The sequence below is a fragment of the Aureliella helgolandensis genome (assembly GCF_007752135.1).
In the GTDB taxonomy this organism is placed as follows: domain Bacteria; phylum Planctomycetota; class Planctomycetia; order Pirellulales; family Pirellulaceae; genus Aureliella; species Aureliella helgolandensis.
Genome location: NZ_CP036298.1, coordinates 7,333,703 through 7,348,498, shown reverse-complemented (window position 1 = coordinate 7,348,498; position 14,796 = coordinate 7,333,703). Strand labels below are relative to the sequence as shown.

The window sequence follows — 14,796 nt, the reverse complement described above, 5'->3', positions numbered from 1 at the left end:
GGGCTAGCTCTGAGTTGCTGTTAAGGGTGAGTGGTATTTTCTTTCGCTGTTGGGAGAGTGCGGTTGCCCTCAATTTGGAGGGTAGCTATTCCTCGGTTGGCGTGTTTCACAGTGTTGCTCCTACTCCTACTCCTACTCCTACTCGTGCTCGTGCTCGTGCTCGAAATTCTCGGAGTGCGAACCATCGATTTCCTCGGGGGAGCACATGGAGATTGGTTGGGTGCTTGAGGCACGGCCCGGGGGACCATGCTACCTGGGAGGAGCGACACGGTCCGGGGGACCATGCTACGAGTGGGGGAGTCTACCGGAGACTGGCAGGAAGATGGGGTGCTCTGCATTTTCCCGCCACTGAAATAATCCCCAGGTTGCCGAGCAACAAAGCTACGACAAGTCGCAGCAGTCCATTTGGAGTGCGATGACTCGTCATCGCTTTGGAGTGGTGTTCTGGACGGGAGTGGTCATCCCACCGAGCGGTTGTTGGTGTTCGGTAGAGGCCTTTCCCGCTGCCCGCACATCGGTCGTTGGCAAAATCTCCAGGTTGCCGAGTCGGATGCTACGACGTGTGGCGGCAGCATGGTCGGACGCCCATAAAAAAAGCTGCGTCTAGACGCAGCTTTTGTTGGTTTATGGTGGGCAATGCACTGCATGGGTAGATGCTATTGCCGCGAGCGGCGCCACATGCTGGCCAGGAGCACAAGTCCCGCAAGTCCGGCGCTGCTCGGCTCGGGTACTGACGGAACATCGCTGACCGTCAAATTGAAGGTACCGCTGTTGATGATCTGGTCGACCGGAATGCTGCGGTCGTTGAACGAATCGTAAACTTCAAACCGCAAGATTCCATCAGCCAGTGTGGTGACCGGACCAACTCCTCCAGCCACCTTGTCGGTGAAGACATTACCACTTCCGAAGTAGTTACCTGGGGAGGTTGTTCCGGAAACGGTGAATTGCCACGACTGGCTGCGATCGGAATTCGTGAAGTTGAATACAAGTTCACTTAGATTGCTCGGAGCAGGAGCGTCGTAATCCAAATCGGTCCACGAAACGTCGCTCAGTACACCGCTGGGCCCGAGGTCGAATGTTTGGAAGGAATTGCCGGGAGCTGTGTAGCCTCCCACTGCTTGCCAACCACTAACGTCGACGTTGATCACGTCCGCGTGTGCTACCGAGGTGGCAAACATAACTATAACTGACAATACCAGCGATCGCATTGCTAAGAACTCCATGTTGACTTCAGTGGGGGGCGGGCGTCTAAGTAGCACACATTCCATTCTGTTGTGCCTGACCCTCATGATAGTCGAAGGGGGAGAATACGCAACGATTAGGTAGCTATTGTGCCCTACACAATCTTTGACGCATATACAATCAGGAGTACCGGTAGAATCGCGATATTTAATACAATCCTCTTGCTGTTGTTCCGTAGCCATCGGGGGGGCGGCTGTGCGTGGTAAGGTGAATCACAGCCCGCAGAGAGTTTGCTAGCAAGCGAGCAGGTGGAGGGAAGTCACTGTAAAAAATCGATGAATCCGGCGAGTGAGACTGGGTAGGTTGTGCAACTGTTGCGGTGGGAATGCGGTGGATTGTCACCTTGTAGCAGAATGAGGTGGTGGCGGTTGCCCTTTTGGGGATCGGTCGCGGTTGGCGCAGGATTGCCATTCAAACACCAATCTCTTGACGCTTAAACATTCGTGTCTAGTATGGAATCCACGTTCGCTTTGGATACGAACGCATCTCATCTTCGTCAAACGGATTACAGGGACCGCCACATGTCGCATGGTGTAGCAGAGACCTCAGATCGCTTTACGCCAGATTCTCATGAAGGACCAGTGGACGTGATTCGACAACGATCGGACGCTGCGCACTCGTCCAGTGGAGACGATGCTTCGGGCGTTCAAGCCCCTGTGGCAAGAGAGGATGCTCTTTCCCCGGAATCCGCCCGATACCAGCGGTTGAATATTGTCGATCGCCACTCCGCTGAGGCGCTAAACCAGTATTGCAAAGTCAACACGGTGGTTGGCAACGTGCCAACGCGGCTGGCCAATTTGGCTGCCCTGCAGAGTGTATTGACCTCGCTTCCGTTGGCACTGGCCGATTTCGCGGCGTTGTTTTCGTCGCTTTTCTTGGCCACTGGTATCGCCGAGCGTTTGTTCGGGATTTCGACGCAGCAAGCGGAGATGCAAGCGGTCTTTTTTGTGTCGCTGGTCATTCTACCGATCGCCCAATTGGCGGGACTCTATCCCGGTTTGGGGATCAGTCCCGTTGTCGAATTTCGGCAGCTTTCACGGTCGCTGTTTGCATCCTTGCTCGTATTCTGTGGTATTGGGTGGTTTGCCCATCCGCAGATGTGGTTGTTTTATGTTGCCTCTGGCTTGCTCGCCTTCTGCCTAGGTACTCCCGCCTCCATCGCCGCCCGGTATGTTGCCCGACACCTGGCCAAGCGATTCCGGTTTTGGGGAGTCCCCGTACTGGTGCTGGCCGACCCGGAGCGTGGCGAAGAGCTTTACCGTAGGTTGGCGAAGTCCTCGGAGCAGGGGTTTCGTCCGGTTGGTGTATTGCTCGATGCAGACAATTACTGGCGAGCTGGGAAGCGTTTGGAAGAGCAGGGGGTGCCCGTCTTCGATATTCGTCGGACGCATGAATCGGCTCTTGAACATAGCGTGACCTGGGTCATCGTTTCCAACTGTGCGAATCGCGAAAACGCTCCTTCACTAGACCCACCGTTGGCCGTCATTCCCAATCGTATTCTGTTGTCGTCCAACCAGCTCGATATGGGGCTGTGGGATCGTTTGTATTGTGTCGGGTCCACCAGTGGACTGCGGCTCGGCGGCGGTCGCCCCAGCTCCTACAAACTGGCGATGAAGCGGGTGATGGATCTGACGTTTACGTTGGCAGCCTGCCTCGTAGGCTTGCCGGCATTGCTGGCCATGTACTTGATGGTCAAGCTGAGTTCGCGGGGCCCGGTGTTCTACGGTCAGAAGCGAATTGGACTCGGAGGGCGTGAGTTCACCGCTTGGAAGTTCCGGACGATGCAGCAGGATGCAGACCGGGTGCTGGATGCGTACTTAGCCAAGAATCCCGCCGCCCGCAAGGAATGGGATGAGAAGCACAAGTTGTCGAGCGACCCACGCGTTACCCGTATCGGGCAACTGCTGCGAGCGACCAGTTTTGATGAGTTGCCACAGTTGTGGAATGTGTTGACGGGTGAGATGAGTCTGGTCGGGCCACGTCCGATTATCAATTCCCCAACCTACGACGCCTGCTACGTCGAGCACTATCCGGACGAGTTCGAAGCTTACAAATCGGTGCGTCCAGGGCTGACCGGCTTGTGGCAAGTCGCCTGCCGAAATCGCGGCGTCTACGACTTGCGCATCTACTGGGACATGTACTACATTCGCAATTGGTGCGTATGGCTCGACATGTATCTAATCCTACGAACCGTCAAAACCGTCCTATTCCGCGAAGGTTCCTAGTGCCAAATTTGCTGTAACACTAGTTAAGTGTTATCGCCGCGTGAATTAGTGCTAAGTGCTATTGTCCCCTCCTCTAAGATACAGCGATCGCTGAATGTGATTTCAGGGATGGGGAGAGCCGTGCCGATTGCGAGAGTCGGCAGTAGTATGAGCCGTTTTTTTGGTGCGGGTTGCGTTGAACTTGGCCAAGCGTTCCGGTAAATCGTCCAGACGCGGCGTGCTAGTCAAGGCGGTCAGGCTAGTCCTATCGCCCTCCCTTAATGTAGTTGTTTGCGCGTCGATCGTGCTGGAGAAGTGGAATTGAAGATCTCATTTTTTGGAGCGGCACCAGATACCGCGAATCGGGGGGTCTCGGCTCTTTATGCTTCTACAGTTTCCCGCATGCTACAGCTTGTTCCTGAGACACGTTTCGTGGTGTTTGACTATGGTCTGAAAACTAGGTCTTCAACTTTTACTTTAGCAAATGGTACCTCTGTTGAAATAGAGTTGCGTGGTGCTAGAGGTGGGCGTAGGTATGATCGGGTTGAAAATCTCGCGACGATGTATTGTGCAAGTAGGCTTGGCTCGTTGGGTAAATTGTTGAATACAAACGTTGCCGCCATCGATCAATGTGACGCGGTGCTCGATGTCTCAGGAGGCGACAGTTTCAGTGATATCTACGGCTCAAGGCGTTTCTACGACATTGTTTACCCCAAGCTCATTGCTATACAGCGGAAGATTCCCTTGTTTTTATTGCCCCAGACCTACGGGCCGTTCCAAGGCCTGAGGTTTCGCGAGTTAGCTGCGCGGGCCGTGCGTGGTGCGGAGATGTGCTGGGCACGCGATCAGCACAGCTTTCAGATTCTGCAAGAATTGTTGGGGGATCGGTTTGACCCAGCTAATCATCGTTGTGGTGTCGATCTCGCTTTTGGACTTGAGCCGCGACCTGCCCCTGAAGTGCTGAGCGTCGACTTGCAGCGAATGCTGGAACTCAATCGTCAGGAGCGTCCGTTGGTGGGCTTTAATATTAGCGGTTTGATCTATAACGATCCCGTGGCGGCGGCGGAACGTTATGGTTTCAAGGCCGATTATCACGCGGTCGTCAGACGGTTTTTGACTTGGCTGTTGAGCGACACCGATGCCAATGTAGTGCTTGTCTCGCATGTGATCAGCCCCGCCGGTCACTACGAGTCCGATCCAGGCGCTTGCCAAGCGATGGCCGATGAACTCCAGCCTCAATTTCCCGGCCGAATTGTCTTGTCCCCATCAACATTGGATCAAAGTCAATTAAAGTGGTTGATTGGGCAGACCGATTGGTTTTGTGGCACACGGATGCACGCCACGATCGCTGCGTTGTCCTCGGGCGTCCCAACCGCAACGGTTTCGTACTCAGATAAAGCGCTGGGAGTTTTCGAAAGCTGCGGTCAGGGGGGGGCTGTGATTGACCCCCGCGTGCTGGAGACCGAACAAGTGCTGGAGCAATTGACCGACGCTTACCAGAACCGGGCCTCAGCGCGACAGTCGTTGTCTCAGCATCTACCGAAGGTACTCGGTCAAGCCCGGGAGCAATTGGATTGCATTGTCGAGAGGATTCGATCTGCGGCGCAGCAGCGTCACCGGTGCGAGGGGTAGTTCCATGAACCTCCGCAAATATCTGGGTGGTGGTGCTTTGCTAACCACCGGCGGGCTATTGTCAGCGCTTTGTTCGTTTGTGCGCAATATCTTCATTGCCCGCATGCTCTCGTTAGAGGATTTCGGGATCGCGGCTACGTTTGCGATGACGACGTCGCTGATTGAAATGTCGAGTGACATGGCACTGGACCGGTTGTTGGTGCAAGCCGATGATGGCGATGACCCCAAGCTGCAGGCCACTGCGCAGGCCTTCCAGGCGGTGCGAGGCCTCACTGGATGCCTCTTTATGATATTGCTGGCTCAACCATTCGCTGCGCTCATGGGGATCCCAGAGGTCACCTGGGCGTTCCGCACGTTGGCTATCGTGCCACTAATGCGCGGATTCATCCATCTGGATATGTATCGCCAGCAACGCGAGATGAAGTTTGCACCTTCGGTGGGGGCGGATGCTGGACCACAGCTCGCGATGACCGCCCTGGCGATTCCTTTGGCCGCCTGGTTCGGGGACTATCGCGCCGTCTTGGTGCTGACGATTTTGCAGTTTGCATTGCAGTTGCTAATTTCGCATTATGTTGCAATGCGGAGATACGCATGGCATTGGGATGCTGTCGTCGTTCGTCGCATTCTGCATTTTGGCTGGCCTCTATTAACCAACGGGTTCTTGTTGTTTGGAATTTTCCAGGGCGATCGCATGATCGTCGCGACTTGGTTCTCCATGGAAGAGTTGGGCTGGTACAGCGCCGCATTCTCGCTGACCATGATGCCGACCTTGGTGCTGGCCAAGGTGTTACGCACCTACTTCCTACCATTGCTGGCGCGCAAGAAAAATGACCTGCCCGAATTCTCGATCCTGTTTGAACGCGTCTGCATTGCCGTTGCTGGTTTGGCTGGATGCTTTGTGCTCGGGTTTATCCTAGGAGGCCCCGCCTTTCTGCAAATATTATACGGGGCTCGCTACGCACCCGCCGCTGCCGTGATTCCCTGGTTTGCAATGCTGCAAGCATTGCGACTATGTCGCGTGGGACCCAGTATTGCAGCGATGGCGCTGGGGGAAACCAAGAATATGATGTACGCAAATTTCGTACGTTGTATTTCCATTCCCGCCGGAGTGCTGTCTGCCTACCTCGGGTATTCCATTCCGTTCGTAGCCGGTTTGGCGGCGGGGGGGGAATTGCTAGCGGTCTTAGTCTCAATGTACTGTCTGTATCGGCTCTGCCACGTTCGTCGGTCGTTTCAAGTTACTACAATCACCGTATTTTTCTTCTTAGTCGCATTGGCATTGCTAGGGCGAACTACGTTTTACGGCGCGTTGAACGACTGGGGGGAGTTGACTGTGGCAGCATTGCTTGCCTTGGGGGGAGGCCTTACGATTGTGGCACTATCACCGGGCGCTAAGGAATTGGTGAGCTTAGTGTTGCATCCAAGAACGGTTGCAAATCAGAACGTATCTACGTTTGCTGCTCCAGCTGGAGCAGTCAAGCGGGTAGAAGGAGAAGCCAAAGTTGTGTAGTAAGATAGCGACGAACGTCGAGGCGGAACAGTCGGATTGCAGCTCCCTTAACCTCGATTTTATGATTATCGGTGCTGGGAAATCGGGGACGACGTCGCTGTACGGGTACCTGTTGCGGCACCCTGGTGTGTTCCTGCCTGAATTGAAAGAGCCTGAGTTTTTTAGTCGTGGCGAAGTCTACAAGCGAGGGATGCAGTGGTATGCATCCCTGTTCTGTGACGCTCCCCCAGGGGTGCTTCGCGGCGAGGCATCCACGACGTACAGCAGATGGCCGCATACGTTGGATGCGCCCCAGTTGATCCAGGAGCACACTACAACGCGGAAGTTCATTTATCTCGTTCGCGAACCGGTGGCAAGGGCCTACTCGCACTACCGGCATCACATGCGTGATAAGGTGACCATGACGTTCGAGCAGGCGCTCCAACGGGATGAAATCTACTTTGATTGTGGCGACTATATGATGCAGATCGATCGCTACTTGAGATACTTCGAGGCAGACGATTTGCTGGTGATTCAGAACGAGCATTTGCAGAAAAAACCGCAGGATACGCTCGCTAAAGTGCAGAGTTTCTTGGGCTTGGAGGAACGCGATTTGACTGCTGCAGGGGTGGAGCGACGGAACTTGGGGGAAGATGACTATGCCTTGCGGTACAAGGCGAAACGCTTGATGCAAAGTCTGCCGGGTGCGATGGCATTGAAATCACGTATCCCTCAGAGCTGGCGAACGGCGGTGTTTGACCGATTGCGTAGGACACGCTTTGCTGCACAGGTGCGTGAGGAGAATCAGCCTAGTCCTCTTTTGCCTGAAACGAAGAAGGCATTGAGTGCGCGATACGAACCTTCGGTCCGGCGTTTGGAGGCGTTTTTGCAGTGCGACCTTAGTCACTGGCGGTGCCACTAATCTCATGCAATTACCAGTAACCACCATTGAGGAAGTTTGCGCGCGGCAATTGTGCACGGGGTGTGGCGTTTGCGCGTCGGTCGAGCCCAAGCGGTTTCGGATGGCCGATGCGCTCGAGTATGGGCGGCGTCCCTTTCTGGTTGAGCAGCCTGCCAAGGAATCTGGCTTGGGACTGCAATGCTGTCCCGGCGCTAGCCTAGAGCACACCTTTGATCCGTCCGATCCCGAATTGGAGCAGGAGTTAATCGCTGGCTGGGGGCCTGTCTACGATGTATGGGAAGGCTTTGCGACCGACGATGCGATTCGGTTGGCCGGTTCCAGCGGTGGTGCGGCCACCGCTCTAGCGCTGTATTGCATCGAGCAGGGGGGCATGAGTGGCGTTCTGCACACTGGCGCTCGTCAGGACGCAGTTCACTTGAACGAGAGTGTCTATAGCACAAGCCGAGAGGAATTGCTCGATCGCACCGGTTCGCGGTACGCACCAGCCAGTCCTTGCGATGGCTTGCATTTTATCGAACAAGCCGCTGGGCCGAGCGTCTTTATCGGCAAGCCTTGCGACGTGGCGGCGGTGAAGCGAGCTCAGGAGGTGCGTCCGGAACTATCCGGAAAAGTAGGGGTGACCCTTGCCTTTTTCTGTGCGGGAACGCCTTCGACGCAGGGTACGTTGGAGCTATTGAAACAGGTGGGAGTGGAGGATCCGCAGAGCATTGAGGGGTTGCGGTATCGAGGCAATGGTTGGCCAGGTAAATGGACCGTTCGCTGGCGTGAGCCAAGTGGAGAGCTGCGCTCTTCGGAAATGACTTATGCGGAATCGTGGGGGTTCTTGCAGAAGTACCGGCAATGGCGGTGCTATATCTGTCCTGACCACACCGGTGAGTTTGCGGACATTGCGGTAGGGGACCCCTGGTATCGGGAGGTGCAGCCAGGCGAGCCGGGCAAGTCGTTGATCATTGCGCGCACACCCCGAGGCCGTGAGATCATTCAAGCAGCCCAACGCAGTGGCTATCTCACTTTGGAGACACGTGATGCAACGCTACTCCCACGTTCGCAACCCAATCTACTAGGAACCCGAGGCGGTCTTTGGGCGCGGCTCAAGGTGCTGCACGTTTTGGGCGCCGCTGTGCCGAATCTCAAGGGGTTCGAAACGTTTCCCTTTTGGTTAAGGGCACTTGGGACCAGCCAGAAGGTCCAGTCCTTTACAGGGACAATCAAGCGAGTGTTCACAAAACAATTGCGGCGCAAAGCTAGTATCATCGAGACTAAAGGGGAGGCGTGATTGTTTGATCTACTGATACTAGCGGCGGCAAAAAGCGAGTTGCATGCAAAGCAAATCGTGGAATACCACGATACCATGACCCTGAACCCTCTGGGCGCACTGGTTATGTGCTTGAGTTGTATTTGGCTGCTTTGTTCTAAACGACATGCAGCGATCTATGCGATGTTAGCGATCATGTGCCTGGTACCAGAAGCCCAACGCATACTTGTTTTGGGAGGCGACTTTCGATTCCTTCGCATACTTGCCATCTGCGGTGCCATTCGTGTGGTTTTACGCGGTGAGTTTCGATCGATTCAATGGAATCGCGTTGACCTGGCATTTGCATGCTGGGCTGTACTCGGCGGAGGGCTTTACATTGCCCAACAAGGCTCTTCCGAATCGGTTATCTATATTTTGGGTGGTTTGATTGATAGTCTTGGCGGCTATTTCTTTTTCCGAGCCGCGATGAAAGAAGAGTCGGATTTTCGAGTTTTTATTCGCGCCGGGGCTATTTTGGCTGCTGTGATCGCCGCCGTTTTTCTGGTTGAAGCGTCAACTCGATACAACCTCTTTTCGTACTTCGGAGGAGTGCCCGCGATTACCTTGGAGCGGGAGGGGAGGCTGCGGTGCCAAGGCGCTTTTAGCCATCCCATCATTGCTGGAGTTTTTTGGGCTGGAATGCTTCCACTTTTCGTGGGGCTACTTTCATTCGCAAGTGAGCGTTTGTTCGCAATTGTGGGCATATTCGCATCACTGATTATTATTGCAACAACGGCCTCTAGCACTCCCTTGCTCGGTGTGGTTGCCTGTTTATTGATGCTAACTCTGTGGTCAGTCCGGGGTGTTGTAAGATGGGGGTGGGTCGCTCTACCCTTCCTACTGACAGCCTTGCATTTCGTTATGGAAGCGCCTGTATGGCATCTCGTCTCACGGGTAACTGCAGTTGGCGGATCGACTGGAATGCACCGTTTTATTCTGATCGACTGCGCCATCAAGCGGTTTCCTGAATGGTGGCTCGTGGGAAGCACGTCAACAGGCCATTGGCATCAATTCTACCAAACGTGGGACATAACCAATCAGTACATTCTTGAAGGAGTGAAGGGTGGGGTGATGCGGCTAATCTTGTTTGTTTGGTTGATATATAGCGCAGCAGAATCGATCGCGACGGGATTGCGTAAAAGTCAAGACAGGCAATCGCAGTGGTTGTTGTGGTGTCTTGGGACCTCACTTTTTGTGCATGGCGTCTGTTTCATTGGTGTCGCCTATTTCGGACAAATTACATTTCTATGGACGCTCACACTTGCTGTGGCTGCATCGGTGAGTAGCGATGGATTTAGTGGGGACTCGAACGAATACTACTTGATTGACGATCCGCAATTTGGTCCCAGTGAAGTCACTTGTTTGAGCATGAGCGTGCCTGGAGAGTCTGATCCAAATTAGTTCAGTTGCATTCGTACATTAGATTGCCGCGCTAACTTGCTGCAAAATTTAACTTGAAGAAGATAACAGATGAAATCAGCTAGATTTTCGCGGAAACTGTTCCTAGTGTTCATTTGGGGTAGAAATGTTTTGTTAAAGATGCGTACGCAGGTCTTTCGCAAAATATATGGAATGCAAATAGATCCAAGTGTGCGAATTTCCTTTAAGGCCCGCATGGATAAGACCAATCCTAAAGCGATTATGGTCAAGGAATTTACCTACATAGCATTCGATTCGATTGTCTTGTCGCACGATTACTCCACGGGACGACACAACGATGTGTTCACGGGAGTGACTCGAATCGGTAAATGCTGCTTTATCGGATGTGGTTCGATCATCTTGCCAGGAGTGCAGATTGGCGATCATGTGGTGGTTGGTGCGGGGGCAGTTGTTACCAAGGACGTTCCCTCCGGTTCAGTGGTCGGTGGAAATCCAGCGCGGGTTATCCGCAGCGGCATCCACACCGAAACCTACGGGCGTATTTCGAAGGATTCGAGTTCTTGAAAAACTCAGGCAAGGCAGGCCTGTATTGCTAGAACGCCACTTGCTGACTGCTACTACCGCTCTACCGATTGATTGAAATGTCCGCGATGCGTCCCTTTGAGACCAAAGTTAGTATTCTAATCGTTGGTTACAACTCCAAGGAATTGATCCGAGACTGCCTAACGAGCTTGTTTCTCAACACCTCACGGGCGGAACTGTCGTTCGAAGTCATTGTGGTGGATAATTCAAGTGACGGGACTGCTGAAATGGTTTCCGAGCACTTCCCAGAAGTGCATGTCGTGGCGAACTTGGATAATCGAGGCTTTGGAGCCGGAAACAACCTAGCTGCGAGCCATGCATCTGGAAAATACTTACTTTTGCTGAATCCTGACACAATCGTCCGCTCCAATAAAGCGCTTGTAAGGTTAGTAGAGTTCGCAGATTCGAATCCACATGCCGCTGCTTGGGGCGGTGTCACTCTGCTCGAAAGTGGTGAGATCGATCCTGGTTGCTACCTGCGTCTGCCTTCTCTAGCTCTGGCATTGAAAAATTTATTCGGAATCCATGGGAAATCTCATCAACTTGTTGATCGAAGTCCAACTTTTTGTGGCGAGGTTGAGGTTCTCAATGGAGCGTACATGATGGTTGATCGAGCCGTTTGGAATGGAATTGGAGGTTTCGATGAGTCGTTCAAATTGTATTCCGAAGAGGTCGACCTGTGCTACCGGATTGGGCAGACGGGGCGGCCGATAATGATGACCGGTGCATCTCGCATCAAGCATCTTGCAGGGAGTGGGAATGCATTCCAATCGACACGCATGCTTGCAAGGACGCGAGGTCAAATGCACTATGCTCGAAAGCACTTTTCGACACCAGGATGGATCGCCATGGGATGCATTCTATGGATGCATGCGGCAGTTCGGTATTGTATCGGAAATGTCCTGGGTTGCCTTCCCAAACAAAAGAAGGCTGCACGTGTGGCCTCTGCCTATAGTCTCATATTCTGGCAGCCCACAAAATGGTGGCATGGGTGGAATGGGGTACAGTTGTAAAGCTCGATAAGGGATTTTGCGACTGAATTTTTTCGATTCCTTGAGTTTAGGTGCAAGTTGGAGTTGATGGACTGGCAGTAGTAATTGCAGATGATCTGGAGTTAATACACCCTATCGGGGTTGTACTCCATTTTTAGAAGACTGATTGAGGAGGAGTCGGATGAGCAAGTACCGATATCTCGATTTTCGAGCACTATTGAACGCGTCTTTTATCCTCACGTTTTCGGTTCTTAACTCTTTACCGTTGCTGGCGTTTGGTGTAAATGCGACGCTAAGCAGTTTTTCTCAGTCCTTCTGTGTTGATTGTCATGCAGGGGCCGATGCAGAAGCCGGTTTTGATCTTTCGCAACTCGAAACAACTTTTGAAGACGAAGAGTCTACGCAGAGATGGGTTCGTGTCTTCGATCGGCTTAGCCGTGGAGATATGCCGCCAGCTGACGCCGAGCAGCCGTCTGCCGAAGAGCGACGTGCGATCTTGGCCAAACTAGCGGAAGGCATCCAGCAGGCGGAAGAGCAACGAGCCGAAGTTGTGCTGCGGCGGCTAAATCGCGTCGAATACGAAAACACCATTCACGATCTATTCAATATTCAACTACCCCTCCAGCATTTGTTGCCGCAAGATGCTTCTACCGCCGGCTTCGACAATGTCGGCGAAGGACTGGTCCTCTCCCCGGAAACGATCCGAGCTTACCTAAAAACCAGTGAGCTCATCCTGGGGAATGTGTTAGGACCTCCTGAGGCTCCTCCTCAGATCAAACACCGTACCAATTTCCTGCGTGATCGAGATCATCGCGGTAACGTGGCACGCGCTTCCAAGTTCGGGAGCATGTTCCGCAAGACGCCAGAGGGAATCGTTATCTTTCAGTCCGATTACTGCCCCACCAATCTTATCGAATTCGTCAAACTCAAGGTACCTGCAGGTACCTATCGCGGGAGAGTGCGCGTGCGAGCCATTCAGTCTGACGCGCCGGTAACCCTGCGCATCTATGGAGGGGATACCCTTACCAGTCGCCGCGAGAAGCATGTGGTGGGCTACTACGATATCCCTCCCAATATTTGGACGGATCTTGAGTTTACCGATCGATTAATGGAAGCGGGCGGAACGTATAAATTTCAGTGCTACAATACGATCGATATCCGTAAGGGAGCTGATACTTACACCGGACCTGGTTTGGAAATTGGCGATATTACGATTGAAGGACCACTCGAGGAGTGGCCGCCGGCCAGCCGCCAGCAGTTGCTCGGAGATTTGGATGTCGAACAAGCCACCCTGGCAGATGCCGAGCAAATTCTGAAACGTTTGCTGCCACGTGCCCTCCGCCGACCGCTCAGGGATGGGGAGCAGGAGTTCTACGTTGGTTTGGTGGAGCAGCGTCTTGAGTTTGGGGATAATTTCGAAGCTTCCCTACGATTTGCCTTGCAGACGCTACTTTGCTCGTCCGATTTCTTATTTCTTAATGAACAGCCAATCGAGGATTCTCGCGGGCGACAGCGTATTAGCGATTACGCACTTGCAGCTCGCTTGAGTTATTTCTTGTGGAGTTCAACGCCAGATGTGGAACTTCTTCGGATCGCACATGCCGGCAAGCTCAGCCATCCAGCTATCCTCCGGCAGCAAGTCGAGCGATTGCTGTCGGCACCACGCGGTGAGGCACTGGTTCGCAATTTTGGCGGGCAGTGGCTAGGACTGCGTGAAATCGATTTTACGACACCGGATCAGGAGTTATTTCCAGAGTTCGATGAACTCTTGCAACGCTCGATGCTTGCTGAAACTGAGCATTTTCTGCAACACTTACTCGACAAAGATTTAGACGTGATGCAGGTCATCGACTCCAAATTCACGTTTCTGAATGAGAGATTGGCGGCTCACTATGGCGTCCCCGATATCACGGGGCAGGAAATGCGTTGGGTGCCCTTGCCAGAAGACAGCTGGCGTGGTGGAGTATTAACGCAAGCCAGTGTTCTGAAAGTTACCGCCAACGGGACGAACACCTCACCGGTTTTGCGAGGTGCTTGGGTGGCCGAGCATATCATGGGGCGTCCGATCCCACCTCCGCCCCCGACGGTTTCAGGGGTAGAGCCCGACATTCGTGGTGCCCGCACGCTGCGCGAACAATTGGCAGCCCACCGCGACAATAGCTTGTGTGCGAGTTGTCATGATCGCATGGACCCGCCTGGCTTCGCTTTGGAGAGTTTCGATCCCATTGGTGGCTACCGTGAGCACTACCGCACCCTAGGCGATGGCAAGAGATCCGGTTTAAGTCGCTCTGCTTTTACCCATTCATGGGTGAAATACAAAGTTGGCTTGCCCGTCGACGCGACGGGGACGACCCCCGACGGTATGCATTTCGAGGATGTTCGCGAATTCAAACGCTGGTTGTTGCTGCGCGAGGCCGACATCATGCGCTGCATTACCGGGAAGCTCATGACCTATGCGACCGGACGCGCCATGCGTTTTTCCGATCGGATGGAGATTCACAATGTCATCGATCGCACGCGCTCCGGCGGCAATGGTCTGAGGACGCTAGTGCACGAGGTTGTGCAGAGTTCCATTTTCCAGTCTCCCTAACAGCCTCAGTGTCAGGGGGGGAGTGGAACCGCGGTGGGACTCGCAGGGATTCTCCTGATTGCTTTGAGCAATTGCAGGGGCATTGTAACCGCAAAAGTCGCCAAATACGCGAAAGATATTGCGATTATCAAGCCGCGTTCGCTTGTCATGTTGGGACGCCTTGCTTTGGGCACCGTGCTGAGCTTACGGCGGTCTGGCAGCTTGTCTTAACTTTGCGGCTTGGCGTCTTTGCGCGAGATCTGGAACTGCAGACGGGTTGCGCGCAAAGCCGCTAAGATACAAAGGGAACAGGCATAGACGGAAAAATGGAGACAGAAAAATAGAGCTAATTGCTCTGAGCCGTCATGGAGACAAAGCAACCGCGAAAGACGCTAAATACGCGAAAGATATTGCGATTATCAAGCCGCGTTCGCTTGTCATGTTGGGACGCCTTGCTTTGGGCACCGTGCTGAGCTTACGGCGGTCTGGC

At 53.6% G+C, this 14,796-nt stretch carries 10 protein-coding genes; 9 read left to right on the top strand and 1 reads right to left on the bottom strand.

All coding sequences use genetic code 11. The features are described from left to right. Window positions 1-656 precede the first annotated feature (656 nt). Window positions 657-1,208: a PEP-CTERM sorting domain-containing protein gene (locus tag Q31a_RS25995; RefSeq protein WP_197355742.1), complete on the bottom strand. Its 552-nt coding sequence runs from the start codon at window positions 1,206-1,208 to the stop codon at window positions 657-659. Window positions 1,209-1,763: 555 nt separating this feature from the next. Here Q31a_RS25995 and Q31a_RS25990 point away from each other — a divergent pair. From Q31a_RS25990 to Q31a_RS25950, 9 genes are all read left to right on the top strand, one after another. Beyond that, complete coding sequence (locus Q31a_RS25990; RefSeq protein WP_197355740.1) at window positions 1,764-3,467, top strand: exopolysaccharide biosynthesis polyprenyl glycosylphosphotransferase; 1,704 nt, start codon at window positions 1,764-1,766, stop codon at window positions 3,465-3,467. A gap of 294 nt (window positions 3,468-3,761) precedes the next feature. Beyond that, complete coding sequence (locus Q31a_RS25985; protein ID WP_261342693.1) at window positions 3,762-5,078, top strand: polysaccharide pyruvyl transferase family protein; 1,317 nt, start codon at window positions 3,762-3,764, stop codon at window positions 5,076-5,078. 4 nt (window positions 5,079-5,082) lie between these two features. Continuing rightward, a complete protein-coding gene (locus Q31a_RS25980) occupies window positions 5,083-6,588 on the top strand; it encodes an oligosaccharide flippase family protein (protein ID WP_145084567.1) in 1,506 nt (501 codons plus the stop codon). Next, window positions 6,581-7,489 carry a sulfotransferase domain-containing protein gene (locus Q31a_RS25975; RefSeq protein ID WP_145084564.1) on the top strand — a complete coding sequence of 303 codons (909 nt, stop codon included), beginning with the start codon at window positions 6,581-6,583 and terminating at the stop codon, window positions 7,487-7,489. Before Q31a_RS25980 ends, Q31a_RS25975 begins: the two co-directional genes overlap by 8 nt. A gap of 4 nt (window positions 7,490-7,493) precedes the next feature. Continuing rightward, window positions 7,494-8,765, top strand: a complete 1,272-nt coding sequence (locus Q31a_RS25970) for a Coenzyme F420 hydrogenase/dehydrogenase, beta subunit C-terminal domain (protein ID WP_197355730.1) — start codon at window positions 7,494-7,496, stop codon at window positions 8,763-8,765. After that, complete coding sequence (locus Q31a_RS25965; protein WP_145084561.1) at window positions 8,766-10,184, top strand: O-antigen ligase family protein; 1,419 nt, start codon at window positions 8,766-8,768, stop codon at window positions 10,182-10,184. 69 nt (window positions 10,185-10,253) lie between these two features. Beyond that, window positions 10,254-10,727: an acyltransferase gene (locus tag Q31a_RS31285; RefSeq protein WP_145084558.1), complete on the top strand. Its 474-nt coding sequence runs from the start codon at window positions 10,254-10,256 to the stop codon at window positions 10,725-10,727. A 77-nt stretch (window positions 10,728-10,804) separates the two neighbouring features. Continuing rightward, window positions 10,805-11,758 (top strand): glycosyltransferase family 2 protein, encoded by a 954-nt coding sequence (locus Q31a_RS25955; protein WP_145084555.1) that lies wholly within the window; start codon window positions 10,805-10,807, stop codon window positions 11,756-11,758. A gap of 160 nt (window positions 11,759-11,918) precedes the next feature. Then, window positions 11,919-14,327 (top strand): DUF1592 domain-containing protein, encoded by a 2,409-nt coding sequence (locus Q31a_RS25950; protein WP_145084552.1) that lies wholly within the window; start codon window positions 11,919-11,921, stop codon window positions 14,325-14,327. Window positions 14,328-14,796 lie beyond the last annotated feature (469 nt).